Source organism: Aeromonas sp. R2-2, assembly GCF_040908355.1.
Taxonomy (GTDB): domain Bacteria; phylum Pseudomonadota; class Gammaproteobacteria; order Enterobacterales; family Aeromonadaceae; genus Aeromonas; species Aeromonas veronii.
In genome coordinates this window covers 18314-37621 of sequence record NZ_JBFODQ010000020.1, presented here as the reverse complement: position 1 = coordinate 37621, position 19308 = coordinate 18314, and the positions used below count along the sequence as shown (strand labels likewise).

The following is a 19308-nucleotide window of genomic DNA, read 5'->3' as shown; positions in this document are numbered from 1 at the left end:
GGGCGAGCCCAGCTTTCGTTACAATTCCCTTAAACAAATCGGCCAGAACGTGAAAATCATGAATCTTTGTCCTTGCGGCTCAACCCTTTCTCTCGAATTGTGCTGTGGCTCACGTCACAGTGGCGCAGTGGCTGACACCCCGGAGCAGCTGATGCGCTCTCGCTACAGCGCTTTTGTGCTCGGTCTGGGAGAGTATCTGGTCCATAGCTGGCACCCGGCTCACCTTGGCGGTCTCACCGCCGAAGAGCTTTCACGCATCGACACCCGCTGGGATGGTCTCGAGATCATCGCCAGCCAGGGCGGCCCGGAGGATGAAACCGGGATGGTGGAGTTCAAAGCCTGGTTTCTGGAGGGGGATGAGCGTCACTGCCTCCATGAGCGTTCTCGCTTCGTGCGTTATCAGGGGCGCTGGGTCTACACCGAGGGGGAGCAGGATCCGGCCCCCCTCAAGGCGGGACGCAACGATCCCTGCCCCTGTGGCAGCGGCAAAAAGCACAAGAAGTGCTGCGCCTGACGCATCACACCCCCTCCAGACTCGTCAAACAGTGACAAGGGGCATCCGATGCCCCTTTTTTGTGTCTGCCATTCGCCACCAGCCCATCAACCGATGCGATAACAAGCGTGACAAATGTCACATAATGCTCATTAACGCGCGAGCAAATGAGCGTTTGCGAGCGCAAATTTGGCCCATATCAAACATTTCCACTCAGAAGTAGGCCACACTGGCCTCATCTGGAAGAGATGAGACGGGCAACAATGAAAAGAATAACTACACAAGTCGTCATCATAGGCGGCGGTGCCACAGGGGCCGGCATCATGCGCGATTGCGCACTGCGCGGCATCGACTGCATCCTGCTCGAGCGCGATGATATCGCCGCCGGCACCACCGGCCGCAACCACGGCCTGCTCCACTCCGGTGCCCGCTACGCGGTGACGGATCAGGAGTCCGCCCGCGAATGCATCCAGGAAAACCGCATCCTCAAGCGGATTGCCAGCCACTGTGTCGAGGACACGGGCGGCCTCTTCCTCACCCTGCCGGAAGATGACATCAATTTCCAACGCACCTTTATGGATGCCTGCGCCCTGGCCGGTATCGAAACCCGCCAGCTCGATCCCGGTGAAGCCCTGCGCATGGAGCCCAACGCCAACCCGGCGATGATCGGCGCCATCCATGTACCGGACGGTACGGTCGACCCGTTCCGCCTCGCCGCAGCCAACGTGCTGGACGCGAAAGAGCACGGCGCCCGCATTTTCACCCACTGCAAGGTACTGGGACTCTTGCGCACGCAAGATCGGGTGCACGGGGTCAAGGCCATCAACACCCGCACCGGCGAAGCGTTCGAGGTGGAGTGTCAGGAGGTGATCAACGCCGCTGGCATCTGGGGCCAGCAAATTTGCGAATACGCCGATCTCGGCATCCGCATGTTCCCGGCCAAGGGCTCCCTGCTCATCATGGATTACCGCATCAACCAGTTGGTGCTCAACCGCGCCCGCAAACCGGCGGATGCGGACATTCTGGTGCCGGGCGATACCATCTCCCTCATCGGTACCACCTCCAGTCGCATCGATTACAACAAGATTGACCAGCTCACCGTCGAACCCGAAGAGGTCGAAGTGTTGCTGCGCGAGGGGATCAAGCTCGCTCCCATCATGGCGCGCACCCGCCTGCTGCGCGCCTACGCCGGGGTGCGCCCGCTGGTAGCGGTGGACGGTAACGACACCGGCCGCAACATCAGCCGCGGTATCGTGCTGCTCGATCACGCCGAGCGGGATGGTCTCAAGGGCTTCAACACCATCACCGGCGGCAAGCTGATGACCTACCGCCTGATGGCGGAGTGGGCCACCGATCTGCTGGCCAAGAAACTCGGCAACAGCAAGCCCTGCCAGACCGCTGAACTGAGCCTGCCCGGCTCGCGGGATCCGGAAAAGGTCTCCGCCCCCGGCCTCTCGGTGCCGGTCGAAGGCTCAGCCCAATACCGCCACGGCGAGCGGGTCATCGCCTTCTTCCGTGACAATCCCAAGGCCAACGCCCTGATCTGCGAGTGCGAAATGGTCACCGCAGGCGAAATCGAATACGCCCTGCGCGAGCTGGATGTGGACAACCTCATCGACCTGCGCCGCCGCACCCGTCTGGGGATGGGGCCCTGTCAGGGGGAGCTGTGCGCCTACCGCGCCGCCGGTCTGATGCAGGAGTATGGCAAGGCTGACGGTCGTCAGGCCTGTGTCATGCTGCGTCAGTTCCTTGAGGAGCGTTACAAGGGAACCCGCCCCGTTCTGTGGGGCGATGCCCTGCGCGAGGCCGAGTTCACCTACTGGATCTACGAAGGGCTGTTTGGCCTGGGGGAATGGACGACGCCGCAGCTGGTTGCCGATACCCCACGCGACCCAACCAGCGAGACCACTCACAAGGAGAGCCGTCATGAAGTTTGACAATATCGTTATCGGCGGTGGCATGGCGGGCCTCTCGGCTGCTCTGCGGCTGGTGGAGGCAGGACAGAAGACCCTGCTGATGGCCTCCGGCCAGAGTGCCCTGCACTTCTCCTCCGGCTCGGTCGATCTGCTCGAAAGCGAGGGGGATCCCCGCGCAGCCCTGCCAGCTTTTATGGCAGCCCATCCGGATCACCCCTACAGCAAGGTGGGGATGCAAAATATCGAGGCAAGTCTGGCCGATCTGCAGCGCCACTGTGCTGAGCAGGGGCTGCCGCTGGTGCGCCATGACACCAATCACCAGCGCCTGACCCCCATCGGCACCCTCAAGCGTACCTGGCTCTCCCCCGATACTTGCGCCTGCGTCACCGATGCACCGATCCCGGACGTGCTACTGCTGGCTACCCTCGAAGGCTTTCGCGACTTTCATCCGGCACTGGCGGCGGCCAATCTGGCGACCCATCCGCGCTTTGCCCACTGCCGCATTCTGACCGGCGAAATCCGCCTGCCCCAGCTGGCGGAATTCAGCCGCAATCCCCACGAGTTTCGCTCAGCCGACATCGCGCGCCTGTGTGACAAGCATCATCTGGTGGCCGATCTGGCACGCGAGATCAGCCGCATGGTGCAGGAGAGCGGCGTACCCGGCTGCCGCCATATCGTGCTGCCCGCCTGCCTGTCGCTGGGGCTGGTTGGCCCGCGTCTGGCGGAGCTGGAACAGCGCACCGGCTGCACCATCAAGGAGGTGGCCACCATGCCGCCGTCTCTGATAGGTATGCGGATGCAGGAGGCGCTCAAGCGCCGCTTTATGGCCCTTGGCGGCACCTTCCTCACCAGCGAGCGGGTGCTGGGCGCCCGTTACGAAGGTGACCGGGTGGTCGGCGTACATACGCAGAATGGCGATGATCAGCTGTTCGAGGCAGACAACTTCGTGCTTGCCTCCGGCAGCTTCTTCAGCCGCGGGCTGGAGTCCCGTCTGCGTGGCATTCGCGAACCCATCTTCGATGCCGATGTGTTGAGTCTGGAGGAGCGCGATGCCTGGGCCGGTCGCCGCCTGTTCGATCACCACCCCTTCATGGGCTTCGGGGTCAAGACCGACGACAAGCTCAGAGTGCTGCGTGGCGGCAAGCCGCTCACCAACCTCTATGGCGCAGGCAGTGTCTTGGCCCATTACGACCCAATTCGTGAAGGTTCCGGCTCCGGTGTTGCGGTTGCCACCGGCTGGCAGGCTGCCGGCCATATTCTGGGCGCGGCCCAATGATTACTACGTCCCATATCCCGTGTCTTCATCATCGCCGGGAGGAGAACTGACATGCTACTGGATCACGCCAACCAAACTTTCGATCAGTGCATCAAATGCACCGTCTGTACCGCCTACTGCCCCGTGGCCAAGGCCAACCCCGCCTACCCCGGCCCGAAACAGGCGGGCCCGGATGGCGAGCGGCTGCGGATCAAAAGCCCGGAGCTCTTTGACAGCGCCCTCAAGCACTGCACCAACTGCAAACGCTGTGAAGTGGCCTGCCCGAGCGGGGTGCGCATCGGTGACATCATTGCCAAGGCCAAGTATCAGTACAGCGGTTTCAAACCGGGGATCCGCGAGTTCGTGCTCTCCCACACCGATCTGATGGGCAGCATGTCTACCCTGATGGCCCCGGTAGTCAACTTCACCACCGGCCTCAAGCCGATGAAGCTGGTGCTGGACAAGGCGCTGGGGGTCTCATCCCACCGCGACCTGCCCAAATACTCCCAGGGCACCTTCCGCGGCTGGTACAAGAAGCAAAAAGAATCTCAGGCCCGCTTTGCCCGGCAGATCGCCTACTTCCACGGCTGCTATGTCAACTACAACCACCCGCAGCTTGGCAAGGAGCTGGTACAGGTGCTCAACGCAATGAACATCGGCGTGCAGCTGCTGGAGCGGGAGAAGTGCTGCGGCGTGCCACTGATTGCCAACGGCTTTATGGACAAGGCCAAGCAGCAGGCGGCCTTCAATATCAAGCAGATGGAGAATTCCCTGCTGGGGAACGAGATGCCGCTGCTGGCTACCTCCTCCACCTGCGGCTTTACCCTGCGCGATGAATACCCCCACCTGCTGGAGCAGGACAACCACAAGGTGCGGGATCGCATCTCGCTGGTGACCCGCTTCCTGTGGAACGAGTTCTACAAGGGCAACAAACCGGCGATGAAGCCGCTCAATCTGCACATCGCCTACCACACCCCCTGCCACATGGAGAAGATGGGGGGCGTCATCTACACCCTCGAATTGCTGCGCGCCATTCCCGGAGTCAAGGTGACGGTGCTGGAGTCCCAGTGCTGCGGCATCGCCGGCACCTACGGCTTCAAGTCGGAGAACTATCAGACCAGCCAGACCATCGGTGAGGGGCTGTTTGATCAAATCAACCGCCTCTCCCCCGATCTGGTGATCACCGATTGCGAGACCTGCAAATGGCAGATCGAGATGAGCACCAGCTTCCGCTGTGAACATCCGATCCACCTGCTGGCCCAGGCGCTGGCCTGAATCCCCCCGGCCCTTGCGGTCGCATAAAAACAATCCACGCAGAGATAAACAAAGAGCCGGCAATTGCCGGCTCTTCTTTTTTACGCTTCACGCACGCTATCAGGGGTGCTGGATGATCAGGCTATGTTGATCTTCCAGCATGCTCTGCAGGATATCGTGGGACGAGGTGCTGGTGAGATTCCAGCTGGTCAGGTCCACATCCTTCAGGGTGATCTGCTGGGTCACATGACCATCCCCGGCTGGCGCCACCGAGAGATTCACATCGCTCAGGCCATTGCTCCCCGTGGTCACCGAGGCTGAGAGATGCTTGAGCAGATCATCAACACCATTGCCAGTGACCCCTTGCAGCATATCAGCCAGATCGATCTTGTCCCCCTGTTCCGGATGGAAGTCGGTGATGGTATCGATGGCGGGCTGCCCCTGACTCCCCTCATCCCCGTGCTGCCAGACGAAGAGATCGCTGCCAGCCCCGCCGGTGAGAATGTCGTTGCCATGGCCCCCCAGCAGACGGTCATCGCCGGAGGAGCCAAACAGCCAATCCCCCTGATCGGAACCGACCAACTCATGACCACTCTGGCCGTGCACCGTAATGGTCTCAAGGGGCGTGCTGACGGTTGAGCCGCCGACACTCGACTCGGCACTGATCCCCAGCACATGGTCACCGTCGCCAAAACCGCTGAAGTAGAGCGGAACCGAGTGATCGGCCGGGATCAGCCAGTCGCCATTGCCATCGGCATGACCGACGCTCTGACCATGCTCGTCCTGCACCTGCGCCCCATTCAGGCCGCTGATGCGGATGGAGAGCTCGCCGGTGGCCGGATTGACCACGCTGGCGTTGATGCCAAGGGGGATAACGGCCCCCTGCAAGGCATGGAACGCATGCTGATCCACCGTCAGACCCGGCATATCCGGCTCGGGAGTGACCGTGATGGTCACCTGATCGGTGTCGCTCAGCGGGCCACCCGTACCAGTGTTGCCCTGATCGGAGGTAGTGACGGTAAGGGTATCCTCTCCCCAGAAATCTTTGGCCGGTTCATAGTGCAGGTTGCTTGCCAGCAACTGGTTGAGATCAGCCAGCGACCCCACCAGGGAGATCTCGCTGGTACCCGCCCCCTGCACCATCACGGCACCGGTTGCACCCAGCAAGGTCAGCACACCATGCTCGACCCGCAGCACCATGGAGACAGGCGCACTTCCTGCATCCACATCCTTCACGCTGACGCCAGAGAGCGACAGGGAGCCATCCTCTTTGACCGTCATGCTGCCAGGCAGCTGATTGACCGGCGCATCGTTGACCGGCTGCACCTCGATGGGCAGCACATCGGTATCGCTAAGTGCCCCGCCACTACCCGTGTTCCCCTGATCGTTGGTGACCATGGTCAGGGCGTCATTGCCGTAGAAATCACTGTTGCCCTGATAGGTGACCCCACCAGAGAGCAAGGCATTGAGATCGGTCAGCGTGCCGGTCAGCACCAGCGAACCGGTGCCGTTTCCGACCACCGTCACGCCACTGCCAGCAGGCAACGTCAGGGTGCCATGCTCCACCGACAGAGTGATCTTGATGGGGCTGTTGCCCGCATCCACATCTTTCACCTGCAAACCGTGGATGACAAAAGGCTGATCTTCCTGCGCGACCTGAGGGGTCGTTGGCAATACGTTGATTGGCGCATCGTTGACCGGGCTTACATCCACATGGATGGTACCATTGACCTCGGGGCCAAGGGCGCCGTTATCGAGGCTCTGGGCGGTGATCTTGAGATCCAGTGCACCGTTGGCATCATTGGTCACCAGCTCGACAGCCCCCAGCTTGCCGCCCTCGGTGGTGACCTGCCAGCGACCGCCCCCCAGATCAACAACAGTCCCCGCCACGCCATTTGGCAAGCGGATCTCGGCGCCATCAGGCACCCCTTCGATGGTGACCCGCACCTGCTCGGGCTTGTTCTCATGCACATTACCCGCACTGCCGCCGGTTGACTGGGTATCCCGGGTCTCCAGCCCCAGAGCCAGAGTAATCACATCCCCTTCGGTACCGCTCGCCTGACCCTGAATGTCGGCGATAAGGGCATCCCCCACCGGATTGACGGTGACGGTAAAGCTGCCACTGGTTTCGAGCGGAATGGTGAGCCCCTTGTCGAGGGTAAAGGCGCTCAGCGACAGATCCACGGTGCCGCTGAAATCAGCTGGCGGGATCAGGGTCAGCTTGGAGAAATCGGTCCCCACCGGGATCTGCCAGACGCCGCCACCATTGTTGACCGCCGGAGCCGACAGGGTGAAGCCATCCGGTACCCCCTTTATCTGCAGCGCGACGATCTGCTCCGAGCCATCGTTATCGATAAGGGTTGCGCCAAATCCGGCAAGGTTGACCGTGCCATCTTCGCTCCCCGTGACGCTGTGCACCGAGAGCTGAGCCGGATCGTTGACCGGTCTCACCTCAAAGCCGACCTGGCCGCTCCAGCTGCCGCTGTCAGTCACTAGCTGGCCGCCGACCAGCGCGGTATCGACGATATCGACCTTGATGTCGAGCGGTACCTGACCGCTGAAGTGCTCTTTGGGCACAAACACCAAATCCTTGAGGGCAGCCACGTCGTTGACCACCAGGGTGTTGACCGGCTTGCCGCTGCCATCGAGGAAGTAACCATATTTCGCATCCACCGTGATGGTGACCTGTTCCACGGTTTCGAGGCCGCCGCCCGCGATGGAGGGGCTGATATCGGCCAGTTTCACCGAGAGATCGAGGTGGATCTCGCTATCTTCCAGATTGTCCGGCTGTCCGTCATGGTTGGTGTCCTGCACGGTCAGAGTCAGTTCTGGATGCTCGCCACGACCACCATTCACATCGACCACGGGGGCCACATCGACCCTAACCGTGCTGCTGTCAACCTTGATGTCACCACTGGCGGTATCGGTATTCACCACCTTCACTTCGATATTGAGCGAGCCGGCAAAGTCCTGTGGCAAGCCAAGGGTCAACCCTTCCAGGCCCGCCAGTGACGGCGGCACCTTGATGACGTATTCACCGGTCGAGATGTTGTACTCGGCCCCGCTGATGGTGACGCCCACCGGCAACCCCTTGAGGACAATGGTCACCTCGTCGCTGGCCTGATCGGCGGCGCCGATATGGATCACGCCTTTGAGCTGCTGACCAAAATCAACCCGGATATCCTCCTTACCCACCAGCACGGCGTTGTCGTCGATATCGACAGTCGCCGCCGGCGTCTTGGGCGTCACTGGCTTGTTTTCAAATTCGGCACTGGTTTCCAGGCTCACTTTGACATGGGCGCTGGCATCGCCATCATCGCCCCGGTCGATAACCATGGCATCGATGCGGATCGGTTCGACCTTGCCGACAAACCCGTCCGGCGCATGCAGCTTGAAGCTGCCGAGGTTGCCCGCCGGCACGATCCAGCTGCCGTTACCGTTGTTGATACCGCCAACCACCACGAACTGATCGCCTGCACCACCGTTCAACACCGGCAGGTTGATCACCAGATAGTCGACCTCCTCCACGCTCGAGGGATCGAGGTCGGTAAAGACGAAGCGTCCAGTCAGGTCTATATCTGCACCGCTCTGCCCCACGAGAGCTCCACCGTTCTGGGTCAGCACGCCATCGGGCTCCACCACGGCCTGGATATCGACATGCAGATTGCCATCGATCACCTTCTCGGCCACCGCGCCCGAATCCACATCATGCTGGGTCACGGTGACATGGCTCTGGATATTGGTATCCCGATCGCTATCCTCCGGCGCCTTCACCAGCAGTTGCCCCCCGTTGAGCAGGCTGTCGAGCTGGGCGGCAGTCAGAGTGACCTTGCCACTGACCACGGTCAGCTGGCTCTCGACACTGCCGACTCGCAGCCAGATCTGGTAGCCATCCTCCACCCCGGAGAGACTCAGCGCCGTGACTTTCTCGGCGCCGTCAGTAAGGGTCGGATGCCAGTCCAGCACGGTGAACTGATCTTCCAGGCCATGGCTGGTCTTGCTGTAGTCGGTGGCGTCAATCTCGGGTTCCACCTTGATATGCAGCGGCACCTCGAAGCTCTTGTGATCACCATCGTTCTCGGTCACCACCACCTTGGCGATCAGGTTCAAATCCGCCGTGCTGTTGTGAGGCGGCTGGATAAGCAGGTTGCCAAAATCGGAGACATTGACCTGATAGGTCGGTTTACCGCTGGCATCGAGCCCGGCAAAGGTAAGGGTCAGCTCCTTGCCGTTGGCATCAAAGACCCGAGCCCCTTCCGGCAGCCCTTGCAGCACCACGTTGAGGCTCTCGGAAGTGTCGTGCGGGGTATCGACCCACTCGCCCGAGGTGAGGGTAAAGTTGAGCGGTGCCCGTCCATCCTCACCCACTGTGGTGGCATAGCCTGTCCCCTCGACCTCCCAGCCGGTATTGCCAAGCTCGAAGTGAGGCTGATCCACCACCCCCACCAGATCCACATGAAGGGTCTGGGAGCCGGTCTCCTTCTCGTTCACCACGATGTGGGTCTGGCCACTGGCATCGGTCAATATCGCCGTGTCTTTCACCACCCCCTTGATGGTCAGATCGAAATCGACGTTGCTGTTTTTGGGGGGCTGCAGTTTGAGCTCGGCGATGCGAGCGTAGGGCACCTCATAGTAACCGGCTGCGTTCTGTGCAACGGAGGAACCTCCCAGCAACAAGGTTGCACCGTCAGGCAGGCCACTGATGCGGACAAACATCTGCTCGGAGCCATCGAGTTTGTCACCCAGATGTGCAAGGGCGATCTTGCTGCCCAGATCGAGCAGGGTGTCTTCCTTGCCCTGAATGTCACGCACGGTGAGCTTGGCGTCATCGGCCACCGGATTGACGTTGATCACCAGATCAATTTTGTCTCCCTGCGCCGTACCCTGACCCTGAGCGATCGGGTTCTTCTCGGTGCTGATCGGCGTCACCGACAGCTTGATGTCACCACTGAAATCCTTGCCCGGCACCACAGTCACCTTGTTGATGTTGCCGGCCGAAACGGTGTAGATGCCACTGCTATTTGGCTTGAGCTCGACACCGTCGAGCATCAGGGTTCCCTTGCCCGCTTCCAGCTTGATCTGATAGGTCAACGTCTCGGATCTGTCGGTATCAGTCAGGCTCGCCTTGACGTCCAGCTTGATACCCGTGCTGTCTTCATTGGTTTCATAGTGGCGAGTGGTGTTGGCTGTGTCCCACATCGGCTTGTCGGCCACGCCGCGCACCGTCACAGCCAGCTCCCCCGTTACGGCCGCAGGTGCCGCCCCTTCGGTGACGCCGACCTGCAGTTGCACCTGGAAATGCAGTGGTTGACCGCCATTGCTCCAGCTCGACCAGTTGCTTGAAGGCACAAAGGTCACCCCCTGAGTGGTGTAGTGAACATTATCACTGGTCACCATGGCCGCTGGCGGCACGATAAACCACTTGCCATCAGCCGTGGTGGTGAGGGCAACGCCGTTGTAATAGAAGGTGCCATGGGCGGCACTAGCAGGCGTCTGGATAAGCAACTGATCCACATGCTCACCGCGATCGAAATCGCCAATATCGAGCTGCATGTTGATAGGGATACCCAGCCTCGGGTCTTGCGCCCCCTGATCTTCGTTACCAATGGCTGCGCTAACGGTAAAGCGCACCGCTTCATCCTGCAGATTGAGGGTCAGGGTGCTGTCTGCACGATCGCCATCGCCATCGACCAGATGGGCTGTCACCACCTGACTGAGCTGACTTGCATCGTGATTGAAACCGGCCGCAGGCTTGAAGGAGTACGAGCCATCGGCAGAGATGGTCAGGGTTCCCATCACCTGCTTGCCATCGGGGCTCAGCACATCTTGTATCAAAGAGCCATTGATGGCGTACGTCTGGCCATTGATGGTAATCGACTCGACGCGGGCACCATCCGCACCTTCATTGGCAGTAGGCAGCAGATCGCCGGTCACGGTACTGCTCCCCTCGCTCAGGGTATGAGCCAGCACAGTGCCGATAGGCATGTCATCTTGTACCGTCACGGTCACACTGACGTTCGGACTGCGATCGCCATCGTGATCGGTGACAAACAGTGGCACTTCGATGGTCAACTCATCCTTGCCCTGTGCACCGTGATCAAGCTGACCTACCAGATGGACGCTATAACTGCCGTTAACATCGAGGTGGACCCAGAAAACGGGCTTGCCCCCCTCGGCCGTAGCCAGATACCAGCCGGTGCTGTGTGGAGCCAGCGTAACCGCTTTGCCACCCGACATGAGGTGATTGGCCTGATTGAATGCAGCCACATCCAGCCCAAGGGAGGCAACCCGATCCGAACCGGCAGTGATGGTCACCTTGCCACTATCGGTTTCTCCACTCTCTGCAGGTGTGGTCCCCGGATGCTGACCGTTCACTGCATCGAGATCAGACTCCTCGACCCGAACCGGTTCAATGGCGGATATGATCGGGTTGATGCCATCAGTCACCGTGACAGTGGCGGTGCCCTGGTTTTTGCTGCCATCGCTGTCGGTGACTTCTACCGGCAAGGTCAGGTTGAGTTTGTTATCCGCCCCGTGATCCAGGTTGGTATGCACCGTCACCTGATAACCTATCTCTGCGCTGGTGTGAGCGGCGATGCTGGCGGGGACAGTCGGGATGGAGACCGTCATCACAACCAGACCGCCACTGGTCACCGCCTGGAAGGTGTGACCATCAGTGCCAACCGCTTTCCAGGTCAGGGTTTCGCCGTTATGGGTGATGGGCTTGCCGCTGGTATCCATGACCTGACCGAAGAGGGTCAGCCGCACATCGGTCACCGGATCCGAGTCGGCCTTGATGGTGATCTTTCCGCTCGTCTGCTGGTCATCAGTGGCAGAATTGGCGCCATCGAAGCGCCCTTCATTGAGGGTTACATCGGTCAGGGTCAGGGTCGGTTTCTCCCCTTCCCCAATCTGGATATTGAGGGTGCCGCTGGTGCTGTCGTTGTTGCCGCCCGCCTTGTCGTAGTCGTTGACGATCACCTTCATGGGCAGCTCGGTCACGGCGTTGGCGCCCTGATGAAGACCCTGATGGAGGGTGACCTGATAGTCAAACCCGTTCTTGCCCGCCTGATCGAGGCTGCCAACCAGCTTGACCTCGAACACCTCGACCCGCTGGCCATCGACCATCACATAGCCCTTGAGCTGCTGGCTGCCCGGGATCAGCGGGTCACCATCCACCAGCTCGTACTGCACCGGTTTACCCAAGGCGGTCAGCGCAGGTTGTTCGCTGGCATCGGCAAAGGCCACCTCGACCACCCGATCCGACCCGGCTTGCACATCGAAGTGACCGGTTTGACTCAAGCTGTTGCCGCCGGTGAGGTTTCCCTCATCCAGGGTTACACCAGTGCCCGGGATAAAACTCGGCGCCTTGCCGTCCGCAATGGTGAGCGGCAGCGTGGTACCGATGCGATCGCCATCCTTATCGGCCAGGGTGACGGCAAGCGGCAGGTTGAGGGATTCACTCCCCTTGTGATCCAGCTCGCCGCTCAGGGTGACCTTGGCGGTGACGCTCCAGTTGCCGTTGTTATCGACCAGGCTCAGCTCGGCGCGCAGGATCTCGCGACCATCTGCCGTGGTGCCAACCAGCTGGCCGTTGGCATCAAGGGAGAAACTGATCGGGCTGCCATGGCTGGTCAGTCCGGTCAGGGCGCTCTGGATGGTGGCGATATCAAAACCAAGAGAGTTGGGGTCAAGGGCATCGCTGCCGTGCGCGACCGAGAAACTCATAGTGCTGATGGCAGCCGTCTCCCCTTGCGCCATCTCGGTGATGGTGGTGCCGGTCACGGCGGAGATGGTCGGATTGGCACCATCACCCACCGCCACGGTAATAGTGGAGGAAACCTTGTCACCATCGCTGTCGAGCAGGGTAAAGCCCGCCTTGAGCAGGCTGTCGGCACTGCCCTGATCCAGCGGTTGATGGAGGGTAAAGCTGTATTTGCCATCGTTACCGAGGGTCAGCTCAAACACCAGCTTGCCATCTGGGGTACGCCCCTCGATACGATGATCGGCCACCGTGATGGTCACGGCCTGCTTGCCCGAGGTGAACCCTTGCAGCCCCGGCTGATTGGCATCGAAGGTGATGCTGGCCAGCGGATCGCTGCCCGCTGTGATAGTCAGATCACCGTCAAGGGTCTGGCCCTGCTGCCAGTTGCTATCTTCGGTGAGCGAGAGGGAGACTGGATTAACCTGCGGCAAGGCGCCATCGGTAATGGTGATATTGAGGGTGCCGAGATTGCTCTTGTCGCCGTCAAAATCTGAACCCTGTACCTTCAGGCCAAGATTGAGGCTGTTGGTCGCTTCCGGCTCGTCAAACACCCCGGTCAGGGAGACGTTGTATTTGCCATCCAGTCCGATGGTAACGGTGAGGATTGCCTTGCCCTGCCAATCCTTGACGATCAGCTGGTTGTCCTGAACCTCGTAACTCGTCGCCTTGCCCTGGCTGGTGAGCCCCGCCAGCGCCGGTTGGCTCGCCTCAAAGTTGAGGGAGACCAGACGATCGCTGCCCACCGTCACCGGCAGCTGACCATCGATGCTCTGGTTGCCACCTTCTTGCAGGGCGACCCCCTTGTCGATGCCCAATGCGGGATCACTGCCATCATTGACAGTCAACGTCAGGTTGGCACTGGTGCTGTCGCCATCGATCTCGTTGGCGCTTACCTGCAAACCGAGGGAAAGCGTGTCGCTGCCCTGATGATCGAGCGGGCCGGTGAGGGTGACCACCACCCGCCCAGCCAGATCGCTGCCCTGCTGCTCAGCCTTCAATTCGGCGCGCAGCACCTCCACCCGTTGGCCACTGCCATCCAGGTAGTAACCCACCAAGGTGCGATCATCGGCAAATTCAAACGTCAGCGGATGACCATCGCTGGCAAGACCCGAGCCGTTGAGGGTAGTCAGGGTGTTGCTCTGATTACTGAACACCAACGAATCCACCAGCAGAGGATCGGCGGTGTGTTTGACCACAAAGCTGTTCTCGCCCACCACGGCGGCGCCGTTGGTAAAGGCATCTTCAGTCAGAGGAATGGCCGGGATCTCGAAGCTGGGCGGATTGCTGTCCACCAGATTGATCACCAGCGGCGCCTTCACCAGATCACCGTCGGTATCGCGATATTCGAGGTTAAACGGCAGGCGCAACGCGTCCTGACCGTGATCCAGGCTCTGACTCCAGACGATGCGGTAGCTGCCGTCATTGTTGAGGGTCAGGGTGAAGACGGTCGCCCCACCGGCACTGGCGGTCAGGGTCTGACCGTTGATGGTGTAGCCAAGAGGCGCGCCATGGCTGACAAGCCCCAGACCTTCCAAGGCACTCTGATCGGCGGCGAACTGGACTTGCAGATTGCCATCCTGACCGGCACCGGTATTGAGGCTGCCGGTCGCGGAGATTGGGCCACCGGCCAATCCGGCTTCGGAGAGCGTCAGGGTTTCGCTCTGACCGATCAGCGGCGCCCCATCGCTGGCGCTGTTGCCCGCCAGATCGGTGACACTGGCACGCACTTCAAAGGATTGATTGATACCGGAGAGATCAAGACCTGATACCTGCCAGCGGCCATCGGCCCCTACCTGTGCCGAGGTGGTCAACAGCGGCTGGCCATTGCTGTCGACCAGAGTGATGGTGACACTCTGACCCGCTTCCACATTGCTGGTGGAACCGCTCAGGGTGGCGCTGCTGTTGCCAAACAGGGCCGTAGAATCGAGATCATCGATATCGATAAAGGCCTGGGTATCGACATTGATAACGAGGGTATCGCTGGCGCGGTTGCCGGCAATATCCACAGAATTGACCTGAAACTGGTACTGGCCATCGGCCAGGGTTTGCGGCAACTGATATTGCCAGTTACCGGCGGCATCCACCGTCAGGACGGTGAGCACGCTGCCGCCAAGGCTCAGGGTTACGGTGGCGCCGGGCTCCCCCTTCCCTTGCAGCAGCGGGGTATTGTCGCGGGTCAGATCATCGATCTGGCTGGCGCCGGTGTCGCTCTCATCGGCTAGATCGAGGGTAATGGTGGTGATGGTATCGAGCAGAGTCTGTCCGGTGTCGCTGGCATTGTTGTCCGCCTGATCCTGGGTGTTGGCCACAATCTGCAACGGGCCATCCACCAGCTTGCCGGTCACATCGCCAAAATTGGCTTCCCACACCAGGCCGGGCAGCACCACGGTCGTCACCGTCAGTGAATTTCCCGCCTGATCGATAAGGGTCACAGTGACTGGCTGGCCTACCTCCACATCATCCACCACACCACGAATGATGACGCCAGTCGCTTCATCGGCGTTGATAATGTTGTCGCTGGTTTGGGGCTCGGTGATGGTGATGGCGGCAAAGAAATCACGCTCTTCGGAAAACAGCTGCTCATCGCCAACAGGTTGCACCGCATGGTCGGTATCAAAACCGGCCTCAGCCAGGGTGGCGTCATTGGTACGATCGACCACCACAAATCCACCCGAGCTGGAACCTGCTACACCACCGATATTGCCCGCAGCGGCTGCGTTACCGGCGGCCGCCGCTTGAAACTGCTCTGTCGGGTCAATACCCTGACGGATCGCCTCCTGCAACGAGGCCAGTTCCGGATCGGCCGGTTGCCCATCAGCAGCAGGTGTGGCGAGCTCAGGTTGGGCGGCCATATCTTGCTCACCAGCAGGCTCACTGCCCGGCTCGGCTAGTTGAAAGTGGCCCCCTTGGGCAGCTTGCAGGCGATCCCCTGGCTGCAATGCCATCCCCACCTTTGCTCGTATGACAGATCCATCTGCACTGATGACAAACACGGAGCCCTCGAGTTGGGTGATCACCGTGGACTTTTCAATTTGCAACTCTGCCATACAACCTCCAGCAAAACCTTAACCACCAACATCAGTACCTACAGGGTACTTGTCTGTTCAATAATCATACCGCACCAGACTAAGTGGGTCTTTTCGCTATTTTCGACAATGATTGCCATAAAATGGCCATAACTTACAAGATTGTGCATCTAACAGGCCCTTTTTAATAAAATGAGATTTGGATGAACCCAGTTCCATCACCTTTATTAATAGGTCTATCAGACTTCATGTGAGTATTTCTGTCGTTTGACGATAAATCCACTGCAGCTTCAATAAATGGATCATAATCCGAAGGTCAAAAGCTCACAGCACAACACCGAGAATTTGCATATTCAGTCAATTATCAGCATAAGTCATTGCCAGAATGTGTGAACAATACGGCAGCAATCAGGATCAGCAGCAAAAAGTGCCAGTACGCAACTGTATCGATCAAACTCCTGCCATCGAATGCTCTGCAGTTAACAAGAAGTTGAGTTTCCATAAAATTTAATCCAGATCTCATTTCAGCGATCAATCCTGTGCACCAATTGATCTGGCACAACTCTCCCTCCGATAAATCATCATTAAATTTACCTATTTGTTAGGGTAACCCTCGAGCAATCATATATTGCGCGGTTTTATTCACCCGCAAGCGAATGTCTGCCCACCCCGCCCGACGGGGGGAAGATCCACACCAAGATGGAACGGGTCAGACGAGACCAAAACATTTATCTGGGAGTGATAAACGTGGGTTCACAACACAGGCATATCAAACTGGGCCTCGCCACCCTGCTGCTGACTACCAGCCTTGGCACCAGCGGCTGGGCACTGGCTGATGACGCAACCACCAATGGCAAGATAGAGGCGCGCAGCGAGCTGTTCGCCAAGGATCACGCCGATCAGTTCACCAGCTGGCAAGCCACCAGCGAAAGCAAGGAGCGCACCGACGCGCTGGCGGAAGATCCCAACATGGTGGTGCTGTGGGGCGGTTACCCCTTCGCCAAGGATTACAACAAGCCGCGCGGCCACTTCTATGCGCTGACCGATGTGCGCGAAACCCTGCGTACCGGCGCCCCGAAAACAGCCGAAGATGGTCCGCTGCCCATGGCCTGCTGGAGCTGCAAAGGCCCGGATGTGGCCCGCGTTATCGACGAGAAGGGTGAGGATGGCTACTTCAAAGGGATGTGGGCCAAGGGCGGCCCCGAGATCGTCAACACTATCGGCTGCGCCGACTGCCACGACACCGCCTCGAAAGAGTTCAAGGAGGGTAAACCGGCCCTGCACCTCTCCCGTCCCTATGCCGATCGGGACATGACCGCCATCGGCAAGCCGTTCAAGGAGCAGGGGCGCTTCGATCAGCAGTCCCAGGTGTGCGGCCAGTGCCACGTGGAGTATTACTTCAGCGGCCCCACCAAGGCGGTCAAATTCCCCTGGGACAAGGGCACCACGGTTGAGCAGATGGAGGCCTATTACGATGAAATCGGCTTTGCCGACTGGACCCATGCCCTCTCCAAAACCCCCATGCTAAAAGCCCAGCACCCCGAGTACGAAACCTGGCGCGCCGGCATTCACGGCCAGAACAACGTCGCTTGTGTCGACTGCCACATGCCCAAGGTGCAGAACGAGCAGGGCAAGGTCTACACGGATCACAAGGTGGGCAACCCCTTCGATCGCTTCGAGCAGACCTGCCGCAACTGCCACACCCAGAGCAAGGAGATGCTGCAAGGGATCGTCAAACAGCGCAAAGAGGCGGTGATCGAGACCAAGCTGAAGGTCGAGAAGCAGCTGGTACACGCCCACTTTGAAGCCAAGGCGGCCTGGGATGCCGGCGCCACCGAGGCAGAGATGAAGGACATTCTGCAGGACATCCGTCACGCCCAGTGGCGCTGGGACTACGCCATCGCCTCCCACGGGGTGCAGATGCACGCCCCGGAAGTGGCCCTCAAGGTACTTGGCAGCGCGCTGGATAAAGCCGCTGACGCCCGCACCAAGCTGGCACGCCTGTTGGCCAGCAAGGGGATCAGCCACGAGATCGCCATCCCCGACATCTCCACCAAGGAGAAAGCGCAAGCGGCCCTTGGCATGGATATGAAGCAGTTCAACAGCGACAAGGCCCAGTTCCTCAAGACCACGGTCCCCGCCTGGGATGCCGAGGCTAAAGCGGCCGGACGGCTGGCACAGTAACGGCGCCTGCGGGCCCGGCGCCAAGTCGGGCCCGCAGCGGATGGAGGCTTCCTATGGGTGATTTAACGATGGATTTTTTACGACTGATGCTGATGGCAGCCATGCTGCTCACCAGCCTGCAGGGTCAGGCGGCCGAGCCGGCAGCAGCCCCTGTTCCAGCTACACATGAGGTGGAATTTTTACGCAATCCCGACAAGGCCTGCACCGACTGTCACAAGGAGCAGAGCGAAGGGATGCACGGCAAGCATGGTCAGGCGACCAATCCCAACAACCTGGCACCTGTCACCTGCACCAACTGCCACGGCCAGCCCTCCCTCCAGCACCGGGAAGGGGTCAAGGATGTGATGCGCTTCAGCCACAGCCTGAAGGATAAAGAGAGCATCAAGCTTTATCCCATCAGCGAGCAGAATGGGGTCTGCATGAGCTGCCACGAGCCCAAACCACTGCGCGAGGCGCTCTGGGCCCACGACGTGCACATGACCAGGCTCACCTGCACCAGCTGCCACCAATTGCATCCGGCCAAGGAGCCCATGGTGGGGATCCCGGAAAAATCCCGCATCAAGCTCTGCATCGACTGCCACAGCAAGCAACATGAGGCCAGCAAGGCCCGGCAGGAGCAGTCCAAACCGGCTACCGGCAAGGAGGCATCATGAGCTGCTCTCGCCGTGACTTTATGGCGGGCATGGGCGCGGGGGCCCTTATCATGATGACGGGGCCGACTCGTTCCCTTGCCACCCCCCTTGCCCATAGCCAGACCATCGACGGGGTCCGCTATGGCATGATCCACGATGAGACGGCCTGCATCGGCTGCACCGCCTGCATGGATGCCTGCCGGGAGGTGAATCAGGTGCCACAAGGGGTCTCGCGCCTCGAGATCATCCGCTCAGGCCCCATCGGGGAATTTCCCGATGCCGAGTACCGCTTCTTTCGCAAATCTTGCCAGCACTGCGACAACGCCCCCTGCGTCCACGTCTGCCCGACCGGCGCCTCCCATATCCGCAAGGAGGATGGCATCGTCGACGTCAACCCGGATCTCTGCGTCGGCTGCATGTATTGTCTGGCCGCCTGCCCCTATCAGGTACGCTTTATCAACCCTGTGACCCGAGTGGCAGACAAGTGCGACTTTTGCCGCAAGACCAACCTGGCGGCGGGCAAGGAGCCGGCGTGCGTGGAATCCTGCCCCACCAAGGCGCTGGTGTTCGGCAATCTGGATGATCCGGACAGCCCCATCGCCCAACGGCTGGTGAAGGAGACTACCTATCGCTACAAGCAGGCGCTCGGCACCTCGCCCAAGATGTACCGCGTGCCCAAAGGGGAGATAACGTCATGACCATGCAAGCGGCATTTCACTTCCCCTCCCTTGTCTGGGGATTTGCCCGATCGCCATCTACTGCTGTGACAAAGGGAGGAATGGA

8 protein-coding genes are annotated in these 19308 nt (G+C 60.1%); 7 read left to right on the top strand and 1 reads right to left on the bottom strand.

Annotation, left to right across the window (positions count from 1 at the left end):
• The first annotated feature begins 58 nt into the window (after nucleotides 1–58).
• From AB5Z09_RS03300 to glpC, 4 genes are all read left to right on the top strand, one after another.
• Nucleotides 59–514, top strand: a complete 456-nt coding sequence (locus tag AB5Z09_RS03300) for a YchJ family protein (protein WP_368194638.1) — start codon at nucleotides 59–61, stop codon at nucleotides 512–514.
• Nucleotides 515–756: 242 nt separating this feature from the next.
• Complete coding sequence (gene glpA, locus AB5Z09_RS03295) at nucleotides 757–2430, top strand: anaerobic glycerol-3-phosphate dehydrogenase subunit A (RefSeq protein ID WP_368194637.1); 1674 nt, start codon at nucleotides 757–759, stop codon at nucleotides 2428–2430.
• Entirely contained in the window at nucleotides 2420–3685 is a 1266-nt protein-coding gene (glpB, locus tag AB5Z09_RS03290; RefSeq protein ID WP_005361049.1) for a glycerol-3-phosphate dehydrogenase subunit GlpB, read from the top strand. Before glpA ends, glpB begins: the two co-directional genes overlap by 11 nt.
• Before the next feature lie 51 nt (nucleotides 3686–3736).
• The gene (gene glpC, locus AB5Z09_RS03285) at nucleotides 3737–4939 is read left to right on the top strand and encodes an anaerobic glycerol-3-phosphate dehydrogenase subunit GlpC (RefSeq protein WP_368194636.1); all 1203 of its coding nucleotides are present in this window, start codon (nucleotides 3737–3739) and stop codon (nucleotides 4937–4939) included.
• A 99-nt stretch (nucleotides 4940–5038) separates the two neighbouring features.
• Here the strand turns inward: glpC and AB5Z09_RS03280 are convergent, their stop codons facing one another.
• Complete coding sequence (locus AB5Z09_RS03280) at nucleotides 5039–15730, bottom strand: retention module-containing protein (protein WP_368194635.1); 10692 nt, start codon at nucleotides 15728–15730, stop codon at nucleotides 5039–5041.
• Between the two features lie 720 nt (nucleotides 15731–16450).
• Here AB5Z09_RS03280 and nrfA point away from each other — a divergent pair.
• Genes nrfA through nrfC form a run of 3 tightly spaced genes read left to right on the top strand, consistent with a single transcriptional unit; the run spans nucleotide 16451 to nucleotide 19223 of the window.
• Complete coding sequence (gene nrfA, locus AB5Z09_RS03275; RefSeq protein ID WP_368194645.1) at nucleotides 16451–17893, top strand: ammonia-forming nitrite reductase cytochrome c552 subunit; 1443 nt, start codon at nucleotides 16451–16453, stop codon at nucleotides 17891–17893.
• 53 nt (nucleotides 17894–17946) lie between these two features.
• A complete protein-coding gene (nrfB, locus tag AB5Z09_RS03270) occupies nucleotides 17947–18546 on the top strand; it encodes a cytochrome c nitrite reductase pentaheme subunit (protein ID WP_368194634.1) in 600 nt (199 codons plus the stop codon).
• The gene (nrfC, locus tag AB5Z09_RS03265; RefSeq protein WP_368194633.1) at nucleotides 18543–19223 is read left to right on the top strand and encodes a cytochrome c nitrite reductase Fe-S protein; all 681 of its coding nucleotides are present in this window, start codon (nucleotides 18543–18545) and stop codon (nucleotides 19221–19223) included. The genes nrfB and nrfC overlap by 4 nt, the downstream gene beginning before the upstream one ends.
• The last annotated feature ends 85 nt before the right edge of the window (nucleotides 19224–19308 follow it).

Coding starts and splice junctions, on each gene's coding strand:
- AB5Z09_RS03300 (WP_368194638.1), top strand. CDS start 59: ATGAATCTTTGTCCTTGCGGCTCAACCCTTTCTCTCGAATTGTGCTGT.
- glpA (WP_368194637.1), top strand. CDS start 757: ATGAAAAGAATAACTACACAAGTCGTCATCATAGGCGGCGGTGCCACA.
- glpB (WP_005361049.1), top strand. CDS start 2,420: ATGAAGTTTGACAATATCGTTATCGGCGGTGGCATGGCGGGCCTCTCG.
- glpC (WP_368194636.1), top strand. CDS start 3,737: ATGCTACTGGATCACGCCAACCAAACTTTCGATCAGTGCATCAAATGC.
- AB5Z09_RS03280 (WP_368194635.1), bottom strand. CDS start 15,730: ATGGCAGAGTTGCAAATTGAAAAGTCCACGGTGATCACCCAACTCGAG.
- nrfB (WP_368194634.1), top strand. CDS start 17,947: ATGGGTGATTTAACGATGGATTTTTTACGACTGATGCTGATGGCAGCC.
- nrfC (WP_368194633.1), top strand. CDS start 18,543: ATGAGCTGCTCTCGCCGTGACTTTATGGCGGGCATGGGCGCGGGGGCC.